Annotated in this window: 16 protein-coding genes and 1 pseudogene; 7 read left to right on the top strand and 10 right to left on the bottom strand. The window is 56.7% G+C overall.

The window, feature by feature from the left end; genetic code table 11:
- The first annotated feature begins 383 nt into the window (after nt 1-383).
- Both ACTHQS_RS12070 and ACTHQS_RS12065 read left to right on the top strand, forming a co-directional pair.
- On the top strand, nt 384-1,160 hold the full coding sequence (locus ACTHQS_RS12070; protein ID WP_440169081.1) for a hypothetical protein: 777 nt from the start codon (nt 384-386) through the stop codon (nt 1,158-1,160).
- A 29-nt stretch (nt 1,161-1,189) separates the two neighbouring features.
- A complete protein-coding gene (locus ACTHQS_RS12065; RefSeq protein ID WP_440169078.1) occupies nt 1,190-1,804 on the top strand; it encodes a hypothetical protein in 615 nt (204 codons plus the stop codon).
- Here ACTHQS_RS12065 and ACTHQS_RS12060 read toward each other — a convergent pair.
- The 3 genes from ACTHQS_RS12060 to ACTHQS_RS12050 all read right to left on the bottom strand — a co-directional run bounded on the left by ACTHQS_RS12060 (nt 1,784) and on the right by ACTHQS_RS12050 (nt 6,156).
- Nucleotides 1,784-2,878, bottom strand: a complete 1,095-nt coding sequence (locus ACTHQS_RS12060; RefSeq protein ID WP_440169076.1) for an acyltransferase family protein — start codon at nt 2,876-2,878, stop codon at nt 1,784-1,786. The genes ACTHQS_RS12065 and ACTHQS_RS12060 overlap by 21 nt on opposite strands.
- An 88-nt stretch (nt 2,879-2,966) precedes the next feature.
- Nucleotides 2,967-5,132 carry an acyltransferase family protein gene (locus tag ACTHQS_RS12055; RefSeq protein ID WP_440169073.1) on the bottom strand — a complete coding sequence of 722 codons (2,166 nt, stop codon included), beginning with the start codon at nt 5,130-5,132 and terminating at the stop codon, nt 2,967-2,969.
- Between the two features lie 94 nt (nt 5,133-5,226).
- Complete coding sequence (locus ACTHQS_RS12050; protein WP_440169071.1) at nt 5,227-6,156, bottom strand: MinD/ParA family ATP-binding protein; 930 nt, start codon at nt 6,154-6,156, stop codon at nt 5,227-5,229.
- On the opposite strand from ACTHQS_RS12050, the gene ACTHQS_RS12045 reads away from it, so the two are divergent.
- Nucleotides 6,143-6,505, top strand: a complete 363-nt coding sequence (locus ACTHQS_RS12045) for a hypothetical protein (RefSeq protein ID WP_440169069.1) — start codon at nt 6,143-6,145, stop codon at nt 6,503-6,505. The two genes, ACTHQS_RS12050 and ACTHQS_RS12045, sit on opposite strands and share 14 nt — an antisense overlap.
- Before the next feature lie 872 nt (nt 6,506-7,377).
- Here the strand turns inward: ACTHQS_RS12045 and ACTHQS_RS12040 are convergent.
- Nucleotides 7,378-8,205 carry an MBL fold metallo-hydrolase gene (locus ACTHQS_RS12040; RefSeq protein WP_440169066.1) on the bottom strand — a complete coding sequence of 276 codons (828 nt, stop codon included), beginning with the start codon at nt 8,203-8,205 and terminating at the stop codon, nt 7,378-7,380.
- Nucleotides 8,206-8,698: 493 nt separating this feature from the next.
- Between ACTHQS_RS12040 and ACTHQS_RS12035 the strand changes: the two genes are divergently transcribed.
- Both ACTHQS_RS12035 and ACTHQS_RS12030 read left to right on the top strand, forming a co-directional pair.
- On the top strand, nt 8,699-10,210 hold the full coding sequence (locus ACTHQS_RS12035) for a polysaccharide biosynthesis tyrosine autokinase (RefSeq protein ID WP_440169064.1): 1,512 nt from the start codon (nt 8,699-8,701) through the stop codon (nt 10,208-10,210).
- 329 nt (nt 10,211-10,539) lie between these two features.
- A pseudogene (locus ACTHQS_RS12030) lies at nt 10,540-11,454 on the top strand (integrase core domain-containing protein).
- A 1,696-nt stretch (nt 11,455-13,150) separates the two neighbouring features.
- On the opposite strand, the gene ACTHQS_RS12025 reads toward ACTHQS_RS12030, so the two are convergent.
- The 6 genes from ACTHQS_RS12025 to ACTHQS_RS12000 form a co-directional block, all read right to left on the bottom strand.
- Nucleotides 13,151-14,254, bottom strand: a complete 1,104-nt coding sequence (locus tag ACTHQS_RS12025; protein ID WP_440169061.1) for a glycosyltransferase — start codon at nt 14,252-14,254, stop codon at nt 13,151-13,153.
- Nucleotides 14,247-15,356: a glycosyltransferase family 4 protein gene (locus ACTHQS_RS12020; protein ID WP_440169110.1), complete on the bottom strand. Its 1,110-nt coding sequence runs from the start codon at nt 15,354-15,356 to the stop codon at nt 14,247-14,249. The genes ACTHQS_RS12025 and ACTHQS_RS12020 overlap by 8 nt, the downstream gene beginning before the upstream one ends.
- Nucleotides 15,349-16,503, bottom strand: coding sequence for a glycosyltransferase (locus ACTHQS_RS12015; protein ID WP_440169059.1), 1,155 nt, complete (start codon nt 16,501-16,503; stop codon nt 15,349-15,351). Before ACTHQS_RS12015 ends, ACTHQS_RS12020 begins: the two co-directional genes overlap by 8 nt.
- Nucleotides 16,500-17,462, bottom strand: a complete 963-nt coding sequence (locus tag ACTHQS_RS12010; RefSeq protein WP_440169107.1) for a glycosyltransferase — start codon at nt 17,460-17,462, stop codon at nt 16,500-16,502. Before ACTHQS_RS12010 ends, ACTHQS_RS12015 begins: the two co-directional genes overlap by 4 nt.
- 467 nt (nt 17,463-17,929) lie before the next feature.
- A complete protein-coding gene (locus ACTHQS_RS12005) occupies nt 17,930-19,129 on the bottom strand; it encodes a hypothetical protein (protein ID WP_440169057.1) in 1,200 nt (399 codons plus the stop codon).
- Nucleotides 19,130-19,209: 80 nt separating this feature from the next.
- Nucleotides 19,210-20,460: a glycosyltransferase gene (locus ACTHQS_RS12000; protein ID WP_440169054.1), complete on the bottom strand. Its 1,251-nt coding sequence runs from the start codon at nt 20,458-20,460 to the stop codon at nt 19,210-19,212.
- A 306-nt stretch (nt 20,461-20,766) separates the two neighbouring features.
- Between ACTHQS_RS12000 and ACTHQS_RS11995 the strand changes: the two genes are divergently transcribed.
- Both ACTHQS_RS11995 and ACTHQS_RS11990 read left to right on the top strand, forming a co-directional pair.
- Nucleotides 20,767-22,215 (top strand): sugar transferase, encoded by a 1,449-nt coding sequence (locus ACTHQS_RS11995; protein ID WP_440169052.1) that lies wholly within the window; start codon nt 20,767-20,769, stop codon nt 22,213-22,215.
- Between the two features lie 64 nt (nt 22,216-22,279).
- Nucleotides 22,280-23,593: a UDP-glucose dehydrogenase family protein gene (locus ACTHQS_RS11990; RefSeq protein WP_440169049.1), complete on the top strand. Its 1,314-nt coding sequence runs from the start codon at nt 22,280-22,282 to the stop codon at nt 23,591-23,593.
- Nucleotides 23,594-23,966 lie beyond the last annotated feature (373 nt).

Below are 23,966 nucleotides of genomic sequence, written 5' to 3'. Positions count from 1 at the left end.
CACCGCTGGGCAGTTCTACTGGCCGTCAGTGGGCATTTTCGTGGCCGCCTATGGGCAGTTTTTCATGGCCGCTAACAGTCGGGGAACGCCCGCACCTCCTGGTGCTAACTCCACGGAGTACAGCCGCTGGTCTACAAGTCGGAAACTGGTCTACAAGTCGGAAAGCAGCTCGTTCGGACCATACGACGTCATCGAGCTAACCTCCAGCCTTCTTTTCTCCTCGATGAACGACTCTGGTGAAGCAGATAACTACTCACGCTGCGGGCGGCGGTGGCCTGCAAGGCGCCGTTCCTGGGGGCGACGGTGCTGCTGGCCAATCAGCTCTAGGGGCCCAGAGGCATAGAATAACCACCTAAGAAAATCGGCTGAACCAGCCCTCGCAGATGTCGCTATCTGCCACGATTGCGACACAGGCGGCGGCTGAAGTATCCACCCCCGGCAAGTCTGCCCGGACGGCTCTTGACGGAATCTACCCGCAGCGCGGCAACCTCCCTCCGAACGCTAAAGACTTGGGCGCACGCGGTGACGACACGTCGCGCCCACTCTCGACCCTGTTTGCCACAATTGCAGACGCTCAGGCCGTATACCCTGCCGCCACAGCCCTTACAGATGAACTCGACTGGGCTGTAATCCAGTCGTGCATCAACGCAAACGGCGGGGTCTACCTGCCGTCGGGAACATACCGGATCAATAAAACGATCACGGCTACATCGCCGGTCATCATGGGCGACCGGCGCATCCCGAAGCTCTACATGACGGCCAACAACCTCCCGATCCTCTCCGTAACTGGAAGCCCAAAGATTTCCGATGTGAGGCTTACCTACAACCGGCAGCAAACCAGCTCGGAAACCGAATCAGACGCCATCCGAATGTTCAACGTCGCCAATGGGTCAGTATTCGAACGCATCCGCATCGACTACCCGGCCAGAGGTTTCTTCAACTACGGCGGCGGCTACACCTACCATCCCAGTTCCGGGACTGCGCCATTGGTTACTACTCCATCACCGCCTTTGACATCCGAAATGGCGGGGGTATTACCGGCAACGTCGTCAACAACCTGTACACCGACAACAACCCCATCAGTGAATCGTCAACGAACGTCTCAGCAGAGCCGCCGATCCAGGTTGCCGGCTGGGACGACGGCGTATTCACTCAGTTGAACGTAGAGCACACCCAGGCTTCTGCGGCCATGACAATCAACAACTGCCTGAACCTGACCATTGTGGGAATGCACCTGGAGGGGTTCACGCTCCTGGGTGACTTCAACACTCCCATCAACCTGTCGGGCGCAAACACTCAGCTTTCGATCACTGGCTTGAGCATCGTGTTCTCGAAGTTCCTCATCGGAAACATCCCGTCGTCAAACTCCTTCGCGCTGTTCAAGGTCGTGGACGGCGTGAAAGTGCTCGCCAACAACATCCAGGAGCGCAGCAACACCTTCACTGCTGTTGGTGGCGGATTTGTTTTCAACTCGACTGGCACAACAGCGGCCACGGTTATGGCCGATCTGGTGCGCCTCGGTGGGTTCGGCGGTAACACCGATGGCGCCACGACCAAGGTGTCCACTATTGCCAGGTTGAACAACAGCCGGAACCACGACCTGACAAACGGCAAGTACACCATCTACCAAGACGCTGCGCCTACCAGCTTCACTTGGGCTGTAGGTGACAGGGCTATCGTGCGCAATCCCGTGGAAGCCGGAACGGCCGGATCTAAGTACATGGTCGTCGGCTACCGATGCGTGACGGCAGGAACGCCCGGCACGTGGCTGCCGGAACGCGTACTAACGGGCAACAAGCGGTGATCGCTGAAAGGCTTTCAGGAGGGGCCTTTCAGCTACCCGGTAGTAGATCAGCCCGCCGATTATGCAGGCAGCGATGATCCCGAGGAGCCCGGCGACATGCGTCACCGGGCTCTTCGGAACGAGCGCAAACGCGGCACCAAACGCAGTGATGGTCAGAATGTGAGTGAGGTACAGGGAATACGAACTGTCGCCCAGCTTTTGCAACCAAGCTGGGAAAGTGAAGGCTCCTACGGTTTCAAGCCCGATAACGCCGTAGAGGGAGATCGCTAGGGCCAGCCCGATAGTCGGCACCCGGAAGGCATCGGAGGCTACGCCAGGACCAACGCCAGCCCACATCAGAGCCCACCACGCCAGCGACAGGCTTACGCCTGCCATGGTAACCAGCAGCGGCTTCCAGATAATGCGGCGCGTCACGAGGTAGCCAACCAGGGCGCCGAAGATGAACTCAAAGTGCAGCGGGTTCCCGAGGAACTTGAGATAGGTGTTGTCCGTGGGGATCAGGGAAAGAACGCCGGTGATCAGCACCCAGCCGCCGAGGATGGACTGGAAAGCCCGTTTCGGAGCGGCAAGGCCAAGGGTGAAGATCAGGTAGAAGTACATCTCAAAGACCAGCGTCCAGCCAACAAGTAGTAGGGGTAGGCCTTCCTGCGGAAGCAGTAGGAACGAGGACAGCGGGTCCGGCGGCGTAGCCTGGCTGGAGTTCACCATCCCCGGTTTCCAGAGAAACACGGCGAAGATCAAGGCAGTGATGATGAGGTATGGCGGGTAGATCCGCGTTGCCCGGCGCCACAGGAACGATCTGGCGCTCTCACCGCCGTGATGTTTCTTGTATGTGGTGGCAACCATGAGGAAGCCGCTGATGGCGAAAAAGATGTCAACGCCCGTTGCGCCCACATCGTGGAACCCCTGAAGCCAGGAAGAATCGGCGCCGAACGCCTTATTCTCGAACCCGCTGACGTGCGCAAGCACGACCATCAACGCCGCGACAGCCCGGAGCGCCTGAACATTCCTGAGACTCCGGCTGCGAGCTTTCGCTTCCCTGCGACCGCCCGTAAGTGCCTGCTGTGTGACCACGGCAATTCCCCCAAATAAATTGCGACCCCCAGCGGCTCGCACGAGCACGATTCTACGCGGCACATAACATGGCTCCCGGAGCGCGTGCTTACTGGGAACTAACCTCGTCCTCGCCCAGTACGGCTGGCCCCATTACCGGGGCCAGCCTGGCTGAGTATTCCGGCGTGATGTGGGCGCCGTCCGCGAAGATCAACGACTTTCCGGCGAATGCCGGGCATTGCTTAGCAATAGTGCAGAACCACGCTTCGGTGTTCACATGCCGAACCCCAGGAACGTCCGATGCTGCGGCAGCCTCGGCCCGCACGTACTCACCAAAGCGCGTGTTGGTGTTGGCACAGTCCCCCGGCCTGCTCACCTTGGTGGCGCACTTGGCAGTATCCGGGTTCTCAGAGGCTCCGGACATGAGAACTAGCTGAGCGTCCGTAATGCCCTTGTACGCACGCAGCGTGTCTGCCGTAGCCGTCCGCCAGTCCTTCAGAACATCCTTGCTCGTGGACGCGCTAACGGCTCGCCATGGAGCGCCGAGAGCGCTGGCGAAGATGACCATCTGTGGCTGTATCGCCTTAACCTTATCCATCGCCCACTGCTGATGCGCAGCGCACTTTTCCGTGAAGCCCGCAGGATCATTAGACCGGGTCGTCGGGATCTGAACTGCTGGGCACTGGCCAAGAGTGAGAACCTGGATCTTCCAGCCAGCCGGACCAAGAGCGGCCCTAAGCCCCGGCATCCAGCTAATCCCTACCGAGTCGCCAAGTAGCACGGCTGTTTTCGGCGCCGCGGGATCACCGTACATGCACTTGGCCAACAGTTGATCGTTGACGCTGAGGCAGCCGTCCGTTTTCCACTCCGGGACGTAGTGACCGGCGGCGGTGTCCAGCGAAGGTGTGAGGCCAATTGGCCACGCACCGGAACGTGTGGCATCCGCCAGCTCGCCCGTCAGTTTCATCGAAGGCGTGACAGCGACTGGCTTGGCTGCCTGCGCCGACGCTATCGCCGTGGCAGTTGCGGGCATGGCTGTGTAGTCCGGCTTCGGCTGGTTTAGTGCCAGCACGATAACACCGGCAGTGATAGCGGCGAGGAGTCCCAGCCAGCCAAGCTTGTAGCGGTTCGATACAGAGGCCCTCTCGGTCTTCCTTCGCTTAGGCTCCAGCCATTGCGAGTGCTGGACCGGCTTCTCAACCAGGTAATGGAAGACAACCGAAAGCGCGCCCATCGCCACTACGCTGGCGACAGCAACAATTGGCGACGAAATGTCAAAGAGCGCCCCAGCAAAGATGATCACGGGAAAGTGCCAGAGGTACAGGGAGTACGAAATGTTTCCCACATAGCCGAAGCTCTTGTGAGTCAGTGGCGAAGACGCGGGCGATCCGCCTATGCCAGACGCGATGACAAGAGCCGTGGCGAGAACCGGTGCCATCGCCCAGGGCGCGGGGAACTGGGACGCCGGGCTGATCACGAAGATGCTCCAGATGATGCCGGCGAGTCCGACGTAAAGCATCACAGCTCGGACACCGCGGGGCACGTCGCCGAGCTTAGACGCGAACAGGGCCAAGAGCGCGCCAACTCCAAGCTCCCAGGTACGGGAGGTGGTCGAGAAGTAGGCAACGGTCGGCGATGCTGCCGACTCCCAGAGGGCAAACAAGAAGCTGAATAGCGTTACGGTTGCGGCCGCCAATGTGAGGACTCGCAGTGCCCGCTTCTGACTCCATCGCTGCCTCTTTGCTGCCACGCCCAACAGAAGGATTATCAGGAGAGGCCATACTGCATAGAACTGCTCTTCTACGGACAGCGACCAAAAATGCTGGAACGGCGACACCGGCCCGTCCGCCTGCATGTAGTCCGTGCCGATGATCGCGAAGTGCCAGTTCGCGCCGAAGACCATCGCCCACAGCCCGTCCATGGTCGTCGCAACAGCCCTGCCGGACGTAAAGACAGCCCAGCCGGCACCGATGGTCGCGACAGTTACCAGGGCCGCCATAGGCAGGATGCGCCGGGCGCGGCGACGGTAGAAGTCCGCGACCGAGATGCGCCCCTTGCGCTCGTGCTCGCTCAAGAGGAGCCCCGTGATGAGGAAACCGGAAATCACGAAGAATACGTCCACCCCGACGAAGCCGCCAGATGGCCAGTGGAACATGTGGTCGGCCACGACGGATAGAACCGCAAGAGCGCGAAGACCTTGGATATCTCCACGCCGCGAAGACGACTTCTTCTTGGACGACTTTTTGGGCGCGTTGAGCAGCGCATCGTGAATCATGGTTCCCCCAGTTTGAGAAGCTTGAAGCCTAAAGCTGTGCATATTCTACCCGGCGGATAAATCCGGTTATGCACCGTATATGGAGGTCGAACGCTTAGCGGTACCCGTCCACTATCGCAGCAGCAATCTCCTTGTACGCCCGTCGCGTTTCCGGCTTCAGCACGTCCAGCGTCACCAAATCGCCGTCAGCAACTCCGCGGTCGTGCGGTACGGCGATAAGCTCGCGGCAGATCCCGGCCAAGTGCTCCTCTATGGCGTCCTTGTCCACCCGCGAGGACACTTCGTCCTTGTCCGTGATGACCACAATGGCGTTGCGGGCCAGGTCCTCGTATCCATGGCTGGCCAGCCAGTGCAGGGTGCTGCGAGCCCGCTTGGCGCCGGACACCGCGTAGCCCGCAGCGATCACCAGATTGTCGGCCGACTGCAGGATCCCACTCATCGCATTGTGGGTTACCCCGGTGCCGCAGTCGGTCAGCACCACTGAATAGTAGCTGGAGATGAGTTTGCGGATGCGGCGGTACTCCTCCGCCGTCAGCGAGTCCGAGACCTCAGGGTCCTGCTCCCCCGCAATAAGGTGCAACCGGCCGGCGTGGTGCATGTACCGGGCCAGCGAGGTCAGCGAATCGATGGAGTCTATGTTCTCCAACAGGTCCGAGATGGTCCGGGGCGTTGACTGCTGGTAGATGCCCTCACCCAGCGCGCGTTCCACCAGGTCGCCCGAGTCCGGGTTGGCGTCGATTGCGCAGGGCGCGTCCCCACGGTATTCGGCCAGGGTCAGGCCCACCCCCACCGTAGTAGAGGTCTTGCCAATACCTCCCTTAAGGCTCAGGATCGCGGTGTTGTAGCTCCCCTGGAGCTGCCGGGAAATGCGGCGAGCCAGTTCGTCCTCCTGGCGCTGCTTGGGTCCGGGGCCTAGATTCCACGCGCCGCCGGTCAGGTTGTACAGGGCGCCGCGGAAGCCGCCGACGGGCCTGGGCTTCTGTTCCTTGACGAATAGCCCAGGCGAGCTGATGAAGTCGGGCATAGGTGCCTCCGCGATCGTGTCGGCCATGGTGGACCGGCTGCGGCGGAAGGAGGGCGTTTCGGCAGGAGCATCCGACGGCGGCAGGGCAGCTTCAGCGGCCATCTCACCTGAGCTGGACGCGGCAGAGGGCCCTGCGGCAATCGGCGCAGCAGCAGGCCTCCCCGGAGCAGGGGCCGCAGAAGAGGAAGGAGACGCCGGAGCAGCAGCCGAAGGTACGCGTGACGGCTTGGTGGCGTCCGCTGCCGCGGCTGCCTCCGCCCAGGAGCTGCGGCGCGTGACTGGCTTTCCGGCGTCGTTCGGGTTGGAAGGGGGCGTTACAGTGGGCATGGTTCCTGTCCAGGCATCCTGAACTGAGCCGTCGGCACGACGAAGGTCGCGGCGTCGGCGCAGCTGCGGCTGCCCTGCATCTTCTGCTGGGGCGCCTGCAGTCTGATCAGCCGGATCTGGCATGTCTGTCCCCCGGACGTTTCGGCAAACGGATCTGCGGCACTGGTTCAATCAGTAAGTCTAGGGGGTCTGGCAGGAGGCCACGCCCAGCGGCCGTCAGACCAAAGGTGCAGTTCAGTGATGAATGAGCGCCGCGGAGACCACCGCTGCGGTGAGCACCAAGAGAACAGCAAAGATTGCATAGCCCACCCATTTGGGACGGGCTTTATGGGGGTTGATATCGACGTACGGCATGATCAGCGTCGGTTACCTCTGTTGATGGGTTCAGACACGGGCTGCACAGGTATCCGGATTGCGCGGCGCTTGAGCCGCAGCATCTGGTACAGAACGCCGAAGGGAACTAGCAAGGAGCCCATCAAGGCGCTCAGCGCAAGGGCATAGTCAGTCAAGGCCACAACAATCTCCGTCGGTCATAAGCATCCTTACTGCTTAAGACCTAAGCATGTGACAGAACGATTGACAAGTCACGTCAAGAAGCTTGAATCATAAAGCTTTAGTTACTGCGTTCCTGGTTGAGCGGAAGGAAGCCGGCTCAGCTTGGCTCAGACTGGTAGCCCTTGCCTCGCCACTCCGGGACGTTCGTTCAGGCCTTGTAGCGCAGTCAGAACCACGATGGCGGTGGCCGCGGCGAGGACGGCCATCGCCTCCTAAGACAGAACCCTGCGCCTTCGACTGCGTATGTTCTGCGGCGCCTACGGACGTCGAATGTTTCCCCATGTTCAGATGGGTGAAGGCTCGGGAATCAATCCCACCCTTTCCTCAATGAGGGGTGTACTACGACGAGCTTATGCTGCTGCGCCAGCTCTCCTGGAGGCGCTTGATGAACCAGCGGGACTGCTCCGGGCCGTAGGGGAGGACAGGGATGGCCTTCGTGGCGTCGTTGGGCGTGTCGCGGATGGACTGTCGCGCCTGCCTGACTGCCGTGCTCATGGTGTTGGCCATGGTTTTGACGAACTGGTCGCTGCATGGCGTCCCATGCCCCGGGATCAAGAACTCGTAGCGGTGCCGCAGCGCCGAGATGTGCCGGAGCACGTCGGCCCACTCCTCTGGATACGAGTCCTCGAACGAGGGGTGGGCGCCCTGTTCCACTAGGTCTCCCACGTACAAAGTGGTGGGCGTTCCCACCAGGAGATCACCGTCGGTATGGCCTCGGCCCAGATAGAAGAGAGTTACTGTGAGGCCGCCAAGGTCCACCAGGACGGGCTGGTCCTTGACGATGGCGTTGGGCACTACGAGTTCTACGTTGTCACCTTCTCCCGCTGCCATCTCGGGTTCCAGGGTTCCGACGTACCGGCGCTGAACGTCACCACGCTGGTCAATCTCGGCGGCAGCCCTCTGGTGGGCCCAGAATTCCGTCACCCCGGCTTCGGCGAAGACGGCGTTGCCAAAGAAGTGGTCAAAGTGGGCGTGCGTGTTAACGACGACGAGAGGCAGGTCAGTCTTCTCCCGGACTGCGTCAAGAACTACGCGTCCTTGGCGGGGACCGGACCCGGTGTCGATCACCATGGCGCGTTCAGAGCCAACGATCAGGCCCGTATTTAGCAGGGATCCTTCTGTAACCAGCACGTAGTTGTCCGTACCAGCTTCGCACCATTGTGACATTTTTCTCCGTACCTCCGGCAGAGCACTGCGAGTTTCGGTCTTGGACCCCGATTCTACGTCGAGCTTCAACATCTCTGGATCCGGTTGCGTCATAAGGGGTTGCCACTTCGGAGCCGCTGCGCATATTCGCTGGGGAAGGAGGAATCAGGAACAGTTCGCACGGTTCTGGGCCACCTGTGCTGAGATTGGGATCAGCCGGTCCGGCACAACCCTGCACCCCCGTCTGAACGATTCATCCTGGCGCAGCTGACCGAGACGCCATTTTGCTGGCCTGGTCGGTGCCGTTTGTCGGAGACACGCCATATGAAGTTGGATGCCTACCCTTTGCAGCGCCTCACGGGCGAAAGCCACCCCTTAGTCCATTGGTCCGGTAATGGCGTTGCAGCTGGGCTGCGGCACACGCCATCCGGGTACAATCAAACAAACACAAATGACTAGCGTTTAGGTGGCGAGCCCTGGCCTGCCTCCAGCAACCGATATAGGGGGAACCCGGTTGGATTTACAAAACTACCTGAGTCTACTCAGGCGCAACTGGGTATTTATTGCTGCCGCAACGCTCTTCGGAGTGCTCATTGGAGGCGGAACCTCCATCATCGTCAAGCCTACATACACGGCAGACACTCAACTCTTCGTTGCAATTCAAAGTTCGGGAACGGTTCAAGAACTCCAGCAAGGAAATACCTTCAGCCAAGCTAGGGTGCAGTCGTACGTAAAAACAGTTGATTCTCCTATCGTCCTGCAACCAGCCATTGATGCACTGGGGCTCACTGTCACTACAGATCAACTGGCCCAGAAGGTCAAAGCCACGAGCGATGACAAGACCGTACTGATAACTATTGCAGTTTCCGACGAATCACCTGTTCAGGCTGCGGCTGTCGCACAAGCGGTCTCTAATAGCCTCATCAAGGCTGTTGACAACCTTGAAAGACCGAAGGCCGGCGGCAGCTCTCCGGTAAGCCTCTCGATTATTAAGCCCGCCGTAGCTCCATCTACACCGTCAGCCCCAAACACGCGACTCAACCTCCTCCTTGGGCTGCTGGTTGGGATAGCCATCGGGGTACTCGCAGCCGTTCTTCGTGCAACCCTCGACACCAGGATCCGCGGCGAGGCGGACCTGCGAAGAATAACCAGCGCACCACTCCTTGGAGCCATATCGTTCGATCAAGATGCTGCGAAAAAGCCACTTTTGACTCAGGCGCCTACCCAAAGTCCGCGAGCAGAATCCTTTCGACAGTTGCGCACGAATCTTCAGTTCGCCAACATTTCGGACGCAGCCAAAACCGTTCTAGTCACGTCGTCGCTTCCTGGGGAGGGAAAGAGCACGACAGCAACCAATCTGGCGATTGCATTGGCCCAAGCAGGACAAAACGTTTGCCTCATTGACGCTGACCTTAGACGGCCGATGGTTAGTGACTACCTCGGGCTTGACCGTACGGCTGGATTGACGACGGCATTGCTCGGTATCGCGGACGTCGACGACCTGCTCCAACCGTGGGGAAGCGACAACTTGTTTGTCCTGACCTCTGGACAGATCCCACCGAACCCCAGTGAATTGCTCGGCTCATCACAAATGCAGCGTCTGATTGAGCGTTTCGAGGGGATTTTCGACGCAGTCATAATTGACGCGCCCCCTCTCCTCCCAGTTACTGACGCTGCGGTCCTCTCTCAGCACGTAGGAGGAGTTGTGGTAGTTGTTGGTGCGCAAAAACTACGTCTTCAAGATTTAGAAAAATCGATCAGCGCGTTAGACTTGGTCGGCTCGAACATGTTGGGCGTCGTTCTTAACCGTCTTCCCGCAAAAGGTCCGGATGCTTACGCCTACAGCTACTACGGCAATGACCAGGCGTATGAGGAACCTTTCGAATCTTCCACCATCCGCTCTTCTGGAACTCGGGGACCGGATCTGGACAGCGTGATTCGGGAGGCCGTGCCGAACCGTCCCCACATATTCCCCAGGGGCGGCCCGGCCAGACTGGGCGCGTCTGCCAACCACCCAGAGGACTAAGCCGAGCAGTTTAGGGGCATCCGCCGTTCCGATGGGCAGTTTCTACAACGGCCCACCCAGGGGGCATAACCCATCGCAAGCAGCGGTCACTCCGAGCCGGAATGCCCCAACAATGTTGGAGCTAGATAAGCTTGTAAATCACGCAGAGGGTGCGCTCGCGAGGCGTCTCGCACAACTGGGTCAGCGTCCGTGAGAACCTTTAGCGTTCCCCGGCAGACATCGTGGATTGGCGGTCTTGCCGCAGGGACATCACGCCAAGAACGACGAGCCTTATCGTCAAAGGTTTCCGTTTCTAGGTTTTACGGAATCCATTCATAATTCACGTCTTCATGTCCCACCGTAATGTCAGCCTGACTCCAAATGGTAGGCGGATCATCACTGGGGGCGTCCTCGCCGGCTGTCCAGTGGCTGTGGCCAAGGAAATGGGCATCTCGAGGACCTGTGCGCATCGTTGGATCGGCAGGTACCGTGCGGATGGCTGGGCTGGTTTGGGGACCCTAGCTCTCGTCCGTGGTCTTGCCCGCACGCTACCTCCGCGGAGGTGGTTGCAGAGGTTCTCACCGAGCGCGCCGAGCACCGCAAGGGAGCAGCGAACCTGTGCCGTGCGGTGCCGCATGAGCGCCAGGACGGTCTACCGAATTTCGGCCAGGGCGGGTATGCCCAGGTTGTGGGACCTAGACCCGGCAACCGGAGTACGAATCCGTGCGTCCCGGCTACCGACCGGCGCTATGAACGCGACGCGCTCCCGGCGACATGATCCACATAGGCTTGAAGAAATTCGGGCGGATCCCGGACGGCGGAGGCTGGCGGGCAGACCCGAAGCAATCTGCCGCAACCATTCAACAGGCCACACAAAGGTCGGTTTGGCTTCGTCCACTTGGCCGTCGATGACCGTTTCCGCTTCGCTGTACGCCGAGGTCCTGCCGTATGAAAAAGGCTCGACCTACGCCGGTTCCTCACCAGGGCCGCAGCAGCCGTGGCAGCCCAAGGTGCGCCGGTGAAACGGGTCATGACAGACAACGATTTCGCCAACCGCCTCTCCGCGACTTCCTTGGCAGAGCGGCAAATCCGAACGCTTCAGCCGCACCCTGCAGGAAAGCTGGGCCTGCCGCCAGCCCTTCACCTCAAACCAGGCCAGGACTGATGCCCTGGAACCATGGCTAGACTTCTACAACAACCGCCGGCCCCTCGGCAGCCTCGGAGCCAGACCATCCATCAGCGGGTGCCTACAGCCTACGGGCTGAGTACACCCAGCCGCTCTACCCCCCCGCTTGCCCTTAGTGGAAGGAGATTGAGGTGCTGGTCAGTACCAAGCCACGGGAGCCAAGCAAGGAGCGCATAATAACGCGGCCAAAAGTAGCGAATTTATTGCCGCAGATACGGGAACTAGCTCACCAACACGTAAGTAATTCTCTTGCAGAACCGAAAGGCCACATGATCCTATCCCATCCATCCGTCTCCATAGGAACCGGGAAGAGCCGATAATCCGCATACAGAAAGTCCCCGGTGCGCCCACCGTCGTGGTCTACGAGAACTTGCCATTTATTGAATGCAGGGTTTGGGGGCACATAACTGAGCAACTGAAGGCTTAACGTTCTGCTGCCGTTAGACTCACTTTTCGAGGAGTCACAGCTCTATGGGCCTGGCGCCTTTTGGTTGCAAAATATAGGCCTGTTAGCTGGATTGCTAGTACGGCAGATTCTGCCGTAACCTCCCCAACTACTCCCCCGAGTGGACCGAGCCAACGAGCAAAAATGAATATCGCAGGAACGCCAACTACAACTCCTGCCAATGCACTCCACGCGATGATGTGAAGTTTTTGAAAGGCCACTAGGGCCAAGCCGCCGGTCGCTCTGGATGAGCACACTAGAAGAATTAGCAGGCCACTTACAGACGAAATCTCAAATGGGATCGGCGCGACTCCGGAAAAGACATAAGTTGCAGCATATGGAGCGCCAATACTGAACGCCAAGCCGGCAACAACACCAAGAAAAAAATTATAAAGTATAACCGAGTTCGCCCTGGACTTCTTGGCTCGACGGTTTCTGGAGCTCCCGAGCCACGACTGCATCACATTAGGAAATGCTCCCAGCAGCTGCAAATACATCCTTTGCAGGCGCTCAGCGGCGGCAAACACAGGCGCTGACACAGGTGAAGCCAGTGTAACTATAGTGACAGGAAGAGCAATATAGACAGCACTCAACGCTCGTCCACTAAGCGCCGTCCTCTGAATGACAATAAGAGAGATGATTCGACGAAAGCTAAAGGCCCCCATATGCGAGTACGAAACTCTATTTATCAACAAAGCCAGCCAAAGCGATACCAGGGATGGCAACAGCATCCCCAGGAGTGGATACGTCCAAAGGGGGCCACCGATCAGAATCACGACTGCGGAAAGGGCTGCGCAAGTCGTTCGCGGAATCGCATCAGCGACGACCAGGCTTCCTATGCGCTTGGTACCTATAAAGAACCAAGAACAGCTGAGTCCCAATGAGGTCGCGCCCACGGCCACTAGACCCGCCTCTACCTGGTAGGCGGGAGACAACGAGTACGCTACTGCGAAAGCAACGGCGCCGACGGGCAAGAATACCAAGAGCTTGCTCAGAACTGACGCTGCCATGATTTGGAGACGAAAGTTCCGCCCCTGCCTTGCGACACGCTGAGGACCGCTTAAGCCCCACCCTAATTCAACTAGGACAGAGCCTGCGCCTCCAACTGACTGCCCTAGGGCAACGCCGACCCATGCATCGGCACCAAAAGTTGACGTAATTGCCGGAATGACCAAGAGCGGGCTAACTAGCCCGAATACTGGAATAATCACGAGGCCAAGCAGCCTGGTCAAAGTCCTTACATAACTCACTATCGCCCCTATAACCAATAAGGCAAACACATTGAAAGAGGAACGGGTAAACGAAGCAGCGGAGCGTCTAGAACCAAACGTCACTCGTGCATGCGGAAGGCAGCAGCAGCTCTTCCATTTATCTCCGGGAGACTTGCTGTCGACCAAAAGCCAGCTTCACTAGCCTCACTGAGCGCACTAGCGACCTCAGCGGGGTTTCCAGCGTCGTTGACAACGCAATGACCGTTATCAGCCAGCCACGATGCTATTCCTGTTTGTGCGGTCGTTACGACCCGGCAACCGTGGGCAAGGCCCTCAAGCAGCGGCAACCCGATTTGTTCTCTCCAGTACCTCTCCGGCTTGGAAAGTAGTACAAGAACGCCGGCTTGACGGAGCTCCTCATGAATTTGAGCACGGGCCGGCGAGATCGTCACCTTTACATTCGGCTTTCCCTTCGCCCAGTCTTGAACAAGGTGCTCCAGGTCTCCTCCACCCATGATTGAGAGATTCAGCGATGAGCCTCGGATATCCAATTCATCCCAGCCGGCTAGTAGCTCGAAAATACCTTTACGTGTCGTTAGTGCGCCCAAGAAGAGGACCCTACTCGGATCTTTTGAAGGCAATTTCGAGCATTCGCAAGCACTCGGTAGCGGCCAAACTAGTTCTGAGCGTCGGTCAACATACCCCCAGAAGGGGCCGAGGACGGCTTCGTACGTTTCTCGCGAGGCGGCAGTGCCAAATATCCACCGACGAATTAAAAGTCCGAATAGACAGAGTGGCGTCCGCAAGACTGCAACCCTGAGTTTCCGTGGAATCACTTCCGGGACGCGTGCTATCCGTCCTGCGTCTTCATTCTCTATGCAGTATGTTGAGGTCATCGTCCGTCGGAAGCGCAATGCACCCGCCACGTGGGCGCAAACGAGCAAAAGGAATGTGTGCAACATCTTCCTCGTCCACAAGGGTTCCGGAACTTCAACATACCTTGGTCCACTCTTTAGGATGAATGCGCACGTCGCCAGAACGGTCATAGGAATGTAGGTTTTGCCTGAACTTTCTAGGACGCTTCTATCCAAGTAGAGTGCCTTGCCGTACAAAGTGAGCACATCCGGCCCATCCTCAAACCGCTCAATATACGCACTGCGAATCTCCGGGGTGAAACGGATTGCATCGAATGTCGAAATACTCCGAACCGAAGAGTCAGTCATTTTTTTCCATCCAGTCAGTGCGAATTTCGTTCATAAGATCTAGGTGGTTCTTGGCCCACGGAAGAACATCGAAAGCCATGGACCACTCTCGACCAGACAGGGCGTATGCTTTCCGCTCAGCAAGGACTCCGGGGACAACCTGCCTTAGAGATGCCAATTCACCATCCTTGGCTACAGTGCCTCCACTCCTAATCTCCGCCTCGAATCCACTGCCGTCGATCCCGAGCGTGGGAAGACCGCTTGCCGCGGCCTCCACCAAGACCGTGGGGAAGCCCTCGCCTGCGCCTGAGGACAAGAACAGATGCATGTCTGACGCCCAATACACATCTCTGGCGTCCGGTATCTGCCCGAGCATTCGTATATTTTGGTTCGAAGTCAACGCAGTCTCCCTTACACGCCCCTCCAGTGATCCACCGCCCGCTAAGAGGAGAGTAGCGCCCATCGACAGGGCCAGATCGACTGCTAACATAGGTCGTTTATTTGGCTCAAGACGGCCTACGGCCGCGAAAACCAATTCATCATCGCTGAGGCCGAGCCGTTGCCTTGCGGCCCGCCTTTCAGCAGGGGTCGGGGGACGAAATTTACGGGTGTCAATAGCGTTGGGTATAACGAATACGTTTGAATCAAGACCAGTAATCTGCCGGACATCAGAAGCGACGTATTCAGACACGCACGCGATAGCATCGACCCTTCTCGCGGCCCTTGCATAGAGCCTAGCAATCAGTCGCGAATAGGGGCCGCGGCCAAAGCGGCCATGTTCAGTCCACAATACGGGCCCAAATTTCTGCAGAACATCCGTAAAACCAATCTGTTCACGCTTGAAGTGAAGATGGAAAAGATCAGCCGGGTGACGAGTTACCGCCCTCTCAATCTCTGCACGTTCCCGTGGCAATTGACTCACACCCTGTAAAAACGTACTCCTGGTCCACTTATCACCGAGAACGAGAGGCACGGAAGGCCTCCCACTAGCGCCCCAGCCTTCGACCTCCCCATAGAGGATAGAGGAAACATTCTCCCGTTGGAGACTGTCATAGAGTCGAACAATATAGTCTTCCGCACCTCCAGACTTTCCTGTCCTGGCTACGACACCTGCACTAATCATGGCGGCCCGCCACATAATGGGCGCGTACATTATCAAAAGAATTTCGTGTCAAAGATTGCGAGAGATATGTCAGGAACGAGGAGAATTCGCGATCAACATATTCGTTTAACGTATCGGATGAACTAGAGTAATCTTTCGTAATTAACGAACGATCAATGACATCTAATAAAGTATTGGCTAGATCTTCAGGATCTCCAGCTAGGCAGGTTTGCAGTTGTTCGCCCACCCCGGCATGTATCTCCTCAAGGGCAGAACTCTCGCGGGTAACTAGCAGCCGCCCGCAGGCCAAGCCCTGCCACACCTTGTTAGCAAGTACAGATGCTGCCTTCTCTGATTCCCCGAAAATGCCTAGGATTACATCGTGTTCAGCAATTATTTCGCAAAGCTGCGCTTCGGGTACTGCGTCAACGAAGCGGCACCTGTTCTCAATTCCCAATTCGTGGACCAGTGTTTCAATTTCCGGGCGCAATTTCCCGTCCCCAAGCAGAGTTAGGGTAACTTTGCGGTCAGGATCAAGTTGCGCAACCGCCCGGACGATGGTGTCAACGCCATGCAAATGGATGTAGTTGCCATAATAGAGCAATCTCACGTCCTCAGAGTTCACTGCAGGATATGCACAACGTGCCCAGCCAGGCGCACCCACAGGTAACGACACCACGTTGGTTCTGGCCTTCGTGCTCGTCATGATTCCCGCGGCCCTTACCTTCGTATCGACCAAGTACACATCTGAGAAGAACACGGACAGTGCGTCGACGACCCTGTACGCTAGGGCTTTCCATGAGCGGGGCTTGACTTGGGAAAGATCTTCTACTCGTGTCTCGTAGAGCCGGACAAACCCATCCACAACGTGAACGGCACCATTAATTCGCGATAAGAACCAAGTGAAAGGAGCATACCGCAGCGAAAATTCAGACAATACGACAACATCGCTGCGCCATGCCGTACGCAACATAGCAACGCTATTCAAGATTGTTTTAGCTACGAAATGCGGCGACTCGATTTTTTGCGTTACAGCTATTTCATAGGAGCCGACCTGCTGTAGCTTCCGCCGAATGAGCCGATTTCGGGGGTAGTTGAGATCGTGCACGTTCAAGTAGGCAACGCGCCGCAGTTCGGTACCGTAACCGGTCAACTTGTCCTTCTTCATCTTGGAACCTTGACCCATCCAACTACTTTGCCGCCCCTAAGTCGTCGACGGATTAGCCGCGCCATGCCTGCGAGCGGAATAGCCTGCATAGCAATTACGTCAAATAATGGATCAAGTGGAGACTTAAGGCTGATAAAACCACGATATCTAAGAACTGCCCAACTCACGACTGATACGGTCAATAAAGCGCCGTAGGGAGGAAAAAGGAACATCGCAAAAAATGCGGCAATCCAGAACGCGCCGACTCCGACCGTTACGCGGTAGACCTTGTGGACTAAGTATGCGCGTCCTACAGTCGATGTCAGAAGCTGCGGCACACGGGGAATTGCTTCTGAAAGAAGACCGCAAACGATTCGAACTCTTCGTTCCCACTGCTCAGACGGGGAGGCGGGGTCCTCAACGGTGTAGATTTTCGGAACAGCCGCGACCCGGAGTTCGCGACGATTGAAATCAAGGGCCAGGGCCAGGTCATCAGCCATTGTTGTGGCCGATATGGGGATGTAGTCGGTTCGTCTAAAAGCAAGGAACTCTCCTACCACAGCGAGAGTGGCCGAAAGTTCCTGCTCGCCATGTCGCGACTTCAGAAGCCCTTCATAGCGCCAGAAGAGACGCTCTCTTGCGCCCCGTTCTCGCTTGCTGCCCGTTAGAAGCCGGGCAGACCTGAGCCCTGTCTGGACGAAAAGTGGCCACCCGTCCGGCTCAATAGCACAGTTTGCGTCTGTTAGCACCACAATATCGGCCTCAGACGCGGACACCCCTGCATTCAGGGCCGCAGGCTTTCCATTTCGTGGAACTTTTAAGGTTCTATCAGCGGCTGCAGCCGCCTGGTACGTATCATCGTCGCTAGCCACCACGATGACTTTCCCGGCAACGCCCGCGCCGGCAAGCTGCCTCTGAAGCCGTTGAACAGTTGAAGCTATAACTGAGGCCTCAAGGTATGCGGCTATCACCACATCCACGGTTGCCAAAGAGTCACTAGCCGGCGCCCCGGTCAAGTCATTCTGGTGTCTCTGTCGCGGCTGTAGCAACGGTAATAAGACACCTAGAATAAAAAAGCAAATACTTATGGTGAAAACGGTAATTATCAAGTAGATCTTCCCCCTAATAGGTGACGGCGCATGACCAGGCAGTTTGTAATAGCCACGTGCAGCACACCGCGCACGGAGAAGTCGTCGTTCTCCATTGGTTCGCAAAAGCTCGAACTCAAGCTCGTCCTAAACAATAAACGGGTCACAGGGAACCCAGCCGAGACTACCACGGCCGCGATTCCTACTCACCTCTCCAGCCCGATGGAAATTTGCGGAATGGCCGGTCGGCGTATGGGTACGGGATAAAGGCATTGCGATTATATAACGACAGCTCAAATGCTAAGTAAACGCGAGCATACTGCAATTGACCGTAGCTTCACGACACTAAACGTGGATTCTTATCGAAAACGATGGGGTACCGTTTTCTGAAACTTGCCATCAGACCTTCCTCCCCTTTGCCAGGAAGCGCCTATGACAAAGGACCAAAGGAGCAAGCCTGTATGGGCTTGAATCAAGGCGCCAGACAGAACGAGAATCATGGCCAGGATGGGCAGTTTGAGCGCATAATCCATTCTAAGCTGGAGAATAATGACAACTACCGCGAGCACGAACAAAACCGTCGACACTATGCCGTACTCGATTAGCAACTTTGGAATCATGGAAAAATTTCCGCGAACTCCGACAGACGCCGCATATGAGTCTGCTGACCCAGGGCCCAGTCCCCAAAGAGCGCTGCTTGGGTACTTCTCAAACGCCGAAGCAACCGCATCGTACGGCTGAACGAAGCGAAGTGAGCCGGACGTGTTTTCGCCGTTCAGCTCGCCCGCTCTCCCCAAGATCTCATTCGACAAGCCAAGCCAATTCATACCCAGAAGGCCGATGGAACCACAAGCAATAGTTAGAATACGCGCTCTAAGAGATCCACGTGCCACGTAAACGGCCAAACCTATAAGCAACATAATGATGCCCGTCCCGCCTCCAGTCATGATAAGAGCAATCATAAAAAGCGGAGCGAAGTAACGGCGGATTGAAAGGGACGCCAGGGCGCCAAGTGCGAGATACTGCGACGCAAAGCTCGACTCTACGAAAAAAACGCCGTTTGCCTTAAGCACTCCGCTTCCATATTGAAACTCATAAGCAGCCTGGTAGCCGGGAAGAAGCCAATTACTAGGTATCAGTGAAATGGGATCAAGCCATTGTGGATAATTCGACTGAAGAGCAAATTGCAAAATGGTCAGAATGGAGATTGGCACCATCGCAAACTGAAATGTTTTCAGAGCATTTGGCAGCAAATTATCATCTTGCTTAACAGCGAAAAGAAAAGGGGTCCACATTAGGACAATCAGGCCCAGAGAGGCGCCTGTGCTTGATAATGGTGAATAAGTACTGCTAACTAATGCTGATGCACCCAAAGCAGCAAATAGAATGAGTCCAGTGACCAATGTTCTACGTCTTAGCGAAAGATTTCCGCTGGCATAGATTACTAACAGGCCGACGTAAGGCAGGGTGGCACCGATTCCTACTGCACTACCGGGTATAGCTACCCGTTGCAAATAAATGGAACCGTAAACAGCGATACCAACGACCAACAAAAGCATTTGAGATTTTCTTCGACCAGCTACGCCGAGGTCCCCCACTGGTTCTGAGACGATCGTGCGACTCTGTAATGGGCGCAGCATCACCGGATCCTAGCTTGAGCATCCGAGGTCATGGTCAGCGTGGTATTACCCATTTCCTTTCGGGAATCTTTGGAATCTCTCGCCAACCTCTCTACTTCATTGCCGAGTACGCTCAGCGTTGTCGGCCACCTATATTCTTTCACCAACCCGCGCGGCAGTGACCGATCGACCTCGATGGCAGCAAGTCTCAAAATTTCCGCCGAGAAGTCTGCTGGCGAGTCAACGATAGCCAGAGATTCTCCGGCTAACACCTCAAGCCCCAAGGCACCCAGGGAAGTCGCGACCACGGGGGTTCCACACGAAAGTGCTTCAAGTATCTTCAGCCTAGTCCCACCGGCAGCTAGAAGCGGAGCCGTCGCCACTCGAGCCCGCGCAACATACTCCACAACACTTGGGACATCTCCGTGTATTGATATTCCCGTTCTGGCCAGAGCCTGCACTTCTAACGACGGGGCGCGGCCGATGATACGAAGAGTTAAGTCCGGTCGCTGTGCCGTAACCAAAGGCCAAACCTCAGTTGCCAGCCACTTCGCTGCATCGACGTTTGGTTGCCATCCAAGGTGCGCAACAAAAACAACATCATTATGGCGGTTGTCCCTAAGCGAGAAACCCGCCTCGGATACGCCATTGGGGGCCAGAATTATCGTTGCAATATCTTCTTTTCCTTTGGGCATCCATGATTGAGCAATCTCAACATCGTGCTTACTCACCGCTGATATCGCTTCGACCATCGAGGGTAGGCGCCGCTCAAGCCGAGAAACACGGCGGGCCTCATATGTCGCAACCAAGCGCCGAAGCCACGATTTCGACGAACGTGCATAATTTCTGAGCAATTCGGACTCAATATTGTGCATGTCTAGGAGGACCGGCGACGTGAAAAGTGGCAGATAACCTACAAGCTGCGTGTATTCGATGACAACACAATCAAAATCCGTTTCTGACTGCTTTTCCAAAATTGCGTTAACAACGCTCATTCTGCACCAGCGCGCAGACGTGACACTGCCTATACGCCCAAAGCCCAACAGCACACGGGCCTTCTGGCCAAAATGTTTGAAACCAGTCCCAGGAGAACTTTTCCTTCGTTCCATCTCTGGTGTTTCCACTGCTACCGTGGTTACATTTATGCCGCGTCGTACAAGCTCACCATGAACCGAGCTCGTGCGCATGGTGCCTCCATCACGGGGGCTTGCAAAACTCTGCTTTGTGAGTAGGAGGACGTTGAGTCCTGTCGAATTCTTTCCTTCGTTCACGTCAGCTTCCCCCCGTGTTTTACGTCATACGTCTTCATGAAGCTGATACCGTCAGTTAGATGAAGTGGACCTGCTTCGCCGGCCTATGGTTTTCGCCTAACTTCCCGCCCTGTAGAAAAGGACCCGAAGGTCATCACATGAGGTGAGACCGAGAGAGAGAGCAGCGTTGTCCTCAGGTTATCACCGTCGCCTCTCCATGCCACACTGCTGCCGTTGCAGAAGCAGAGCGACGATGTAACGTTCTAACACCCAAATTGCGCCCTGTATGATCAGTCGGGACGCTCGTTGGGGTAACGAAGCGGTCCTATGAGGGGGACAAGCATGAGGCCGGTTGCTTCTTGGCGGGCTAAATATTCCCGTCGGCTAGCCGTCGTGGACGCATTCGTCATCGTTTGGGCGGTTGCAGGAGCTTACGGAATTCGGTTTGGATTTTCGGATCTCGAACAAAGTAGGACCTCTGATCTGGACTACGTTCTGCTTTCGGCAGCCCTAGTCCTCGCCTGGTGGACGATGCTGGGTTTCTGGGGCTCACGAGAACCAAAAATACTCGGGTCGGGTACAGAAGAATACAAGCGGATCATTTCAAGCTCCGCATGGTTGTTCGGTTTTGTAGCGATAGTCTCTTATGCCTTGCGGATTGAGACAGCGCGCGGGTTCGTTGGATTAGCCTTTCCCGCTGGTGCTATCGGCCTCATAATTGGTAGGTGGCTCGTTCGGCAGCATCTTAGCCTAGAGAGAACCCACGGGAAGAGCACCTCGCGAGTACTTCTTATTGGAGGACCTCACTCAACGGCGCACCTCGTCCGCTCCCTAAGAAGCGCGCCAGCTGCTGGTTATCTCCCCGTGGCTGCCCACCTACCAGGAGCTGAACGGCCTCTCGCTGCTCCTTTAGAAATTCCCGTTACTGGCGTCGAGGCTGACTATGATTCTATTTTGGCTGTAATTTTGGCGACAGAGGTCGACGCCGTGGCCATCTCCGCTGGTGTCAACCTGCACCCCCACGATCTGCGAAAACTCGGCTGGGAACTCGCAGCAAGGGACATCGGCATGATTCTGGCGCCGGCGCTAACAGACATAGCCGGCCCCAGAATACATACGCAACCTGTTGCGGGTCTGCCTTTGATCCATGTTTCCACACCGAAACTGACCGGGGGCAAGAAAGTCGCAAAACGCAGCTTTGATGTGCTGGTCGCAGGTCTGCTTGTGGTTCTGCTGTCTCCGCTGTTTCTTCTCTTGGCAGGCTTGGTCAAGTGGACCAGCCCGGGACCAGTCCTCTATCGACAGGAACGGATAGGTCTGCGGGGCACGACCTTCAACATGCTGAAGTTTCGCTCGATGAAGGCGAATGCCGACTCAGAACTCACCGCGTTGCTCGAAGCACAAGGTACTGGCGACCAGCCGCTATTCAAAGTGGAGAATGACCCACGCATTACGCCCCTAGGCCGGGTTCTTCGAAAGTTTTCCCTGGACGAACTGCCCCAGCTGCTCAACGTTTTGGGGGGAAGCATGAGTCTTGTAGGTCCCCGCCCGCAGCGCGCGGGAGAGGTTGCACTCTATGACGATGCCGCGCACAGACGCTTGTATGTAAGCCCAGGGATGAGTGGATTGTGGCAGGTGAGCGGTCGTTCAAACTTGAGCTGGGAAGAAAGCATCCGATTGGATCTGTATTACGTAGAGAATTGGTCGCTAATGAGTGATGTAATTATTCTGCTCAAGACTTTCAAAGCCGTATTCGCAAGCACCGGCGCGTTCTAACTACGAACAAGATCTCGTCCGCCGTCTTAGTATCGCTCATCCTTGTTGGGGAAAGGCACCACAAATGCGCATTTCAGTTATCGGTTGCGGTTACTTAGGAGCAGTCCACGCGGCCTGCATGGCAAAACTCGGCCATGAAGTGGTCGGGGTTGACGTGGACGAAAATAAGATAAAGGACCTGTCAGCAGGTCATGCCCCTTTTTTCGAGCCTGGGTTGGAAAACCTGCTAAAAGAAGTGCAGGCCACGGGTCGCCTCTCATTCACTACGGATATGGCCGCAGTCCAGGGAAGTTCTGTTCATTTTGTCTGTGTTGGGACTCCCCAGAAAAAGGGAGAGAATGCTGCCGACTTAACTTATGTAGACGCAGCCGTTCATGCTCTTATGCCTCATCTTTCCTCCGGGGACCTAGTCGTCGGCAAGTCGACGGTGCCCGTGGGGACGGCCGCTCGACTAACTAGTATCGTCCATCGTGCTTGCGCCAACGCCCATCTTGTGTGGAATCCCGAGTTCCTTCGCGAAGGGCACGCGGTCGCAGACACACTTCAACCGGATCGCTTCGTGTATGGCGTGGCCGATGGCAGTGAAGATAACCCCGCGGTAAAGGAACTAGATAAGGTCTACGAGATCCCCTTGAGCGAGGGCACGCCGCGACTTGTGACAGATTTGCCCACTGCAGAACTGGTAAAAACTGCGGCTAATTCGTTCCTTGCCACAAAGATATCTTTTATTAACGCGATGGCCGAGCTGTGTGATGCCGCAGGCGCAGATGTCAGCCTGCTTGCTGACGCTATAGGTATGGATGACAGAATTGGCCGTAAGTTCCTCAACGCAGGGGTCGGTTTTGGGGGCGGATGTCTTCCCAAGGATATTCGGGCTTTCATGGCCCGCGCCGGTGAACTCGGGGCGGATCAGGCTCTGACCTTCCTCCGTGAAGTGGATGCTATCAACATGCGACGCCGCACACGCGTGGTTGAACTGACTCGCGATCTCTGCGACGGATCGCTGCTAGGTCGGCGCATCACCGTCCTCGGCGCTGCATTCAAACCTCAAAGCGACGATGTTCGCGACTCTCCCGCCTTGAGCATTGCGGCCCAATTGCAGCTTCAAGGAGCAGTTGTCACCGTTTCAGATCCGGAGGCGCTCGAAAATGCGGCTCGCCGCTTTCCAGAATTACATTATGAAAAGTCAACTGAAGTTGCCCTGGACCGGGCCGACGCCATTCTGCTGCTGACGGAATGGCCCGAATATCGAGATTTAGACCCCTATGAAACTGCCAACCTCGTTGTGGACAGAAAAATCCTAGACGGCCGCAACGTGCTTGATGCCAAGAAATGGCGGGCTGCAGGTTGGACATTCCGCGGGCTGGGCCGCCCCTAAAATGAGCAATAAAGCCGTTGACAGTGTGCCTCCGTCAGGTCGTAGAACTACGCCTACGCGACGGCCGAATCAGAGAAGACTCAGGCGCTTGTTAACTGTAGGGATCCCTTTCCTCACGCTAGTAGGTATCAGTGTGTTTGGAGCGGCTTGGCTGGGGTTCAAAGCGGTTTCTATAAAAACTCAGTTAGAGGCCGCATCAGGTCTTATCCCTGAGCTAAAGCAGGAGATTTTCGCGTCCGACGCAACTGCGGCTGCTGATACGTTAAGGAGACTCCGGGAGCACACTTCGAGCGCACGGTCAGACGCAGGAGACCCGGTCTGGACACTTGCGTCAGGGCTCCCTTGGATTGGCCCCAACCTGGCTGCCGTATCG

This window comes from Arthrobacter sp. SAFR-044 (assembly GCF_051965175.1).
GTDB lineage: Bacteria > Actinomycetota > Actinomycetes > Actinomycetales > Micrococcaceae > Arthrobacter.
The sequence above is the reverse complement of the archived record's forward strand: the minus strand, read 5'-3'. Positions and strand labels throughout refer to the sequence as shown.

Bases quoted from the DNA above. Each gene is read 5' to 3' on its own strand.
- ACTHQS_RS12040 (WP_440169066.1), bottom strand. From the start codon at position 8,205: ATGTCACAATGGTGCGAAGCTGGTACGGACAACTACGTGCTGGTTACA.
- ACTHQS_RS12055 (WP_440169073.1), bottom strand. From the start codon at position 5,132: ATGATTCACGATGCGCTGCTCAACGCGCCCAAAAAGTCGTCCAAGAAG.
- ACTHQS_RS12050 (WP_440169071.1), bottom strand. From the start codon at position 6,156: ATGCCCGACTTCATCAGCTCGCCTGGGCTATTCGTCAAGGAACAGAAG.
- ACTHQS_RS12065 (WP_440169078.1), top strand. From the start codon at position 1,190: ATGACAATCAACAACTGCCTGAACCTGACCATTGTGGGAATGCACCTG.
- ACTHQS_RS11990 (WP_440169049.1), top strand. From the start codon at position 22,280: ATGCGCATTTCAGTTATCGGTTGCGGTTACTTAGGAGCAGTCCACGCG.
- ACTHQS_RS12070 (WP_440169081.1), top strand. From the start codon at position 384: ATGTCGCTATCTGCCACGATTGCGACACAGGCGGCGGCTGAAGTATCC.
- ACTHQS_RS12025 (WP_440169061.1), bottom strand. From the start codon at position 14,254: ATGACTGACTCTTCGGTTCGGAGTATTTCGACATTCGATGCAATCCGT.
- ACTHQS_RS12045 (WP_440169069.1), top strand. From the start codon at position 6,143: ATGAAGTCGGGCATAGGTGCCTCCGCGATCGTGTCGGCCATGGTGGAC.
- ACTHQS_RS12005 (WP_440169057.1), bottom strand. From the start codon at position 19,129: ATGCTTTTGTTGGTCGTTGGTATCGCTGTTTACGGTTCCATTTATTTG.
- ACTHQS_RS12015 (WP_440169059.1), bottom strand. From the start codon at position 16,503: ATGAAGAAGGACAAGTTGACCGGTTACGGTACCGAACTGCGGCGCGTT.
- ACTHQS_RS11995 (WP_440169052.1), top strand. From the start codon at position 20,767: ATGAGGGGGACAAGCATGAGGCCGGTTGCTTCTTGGCGGGCTAAATAT.
- ACTHQS_RS12020 (WP_440169110.1), bottom strand. From the start codon at position 15,356: ATGATTAGTGCAGGTGTCGTAGCCAGGACAGGAAAGTCTGGAGGTGCG.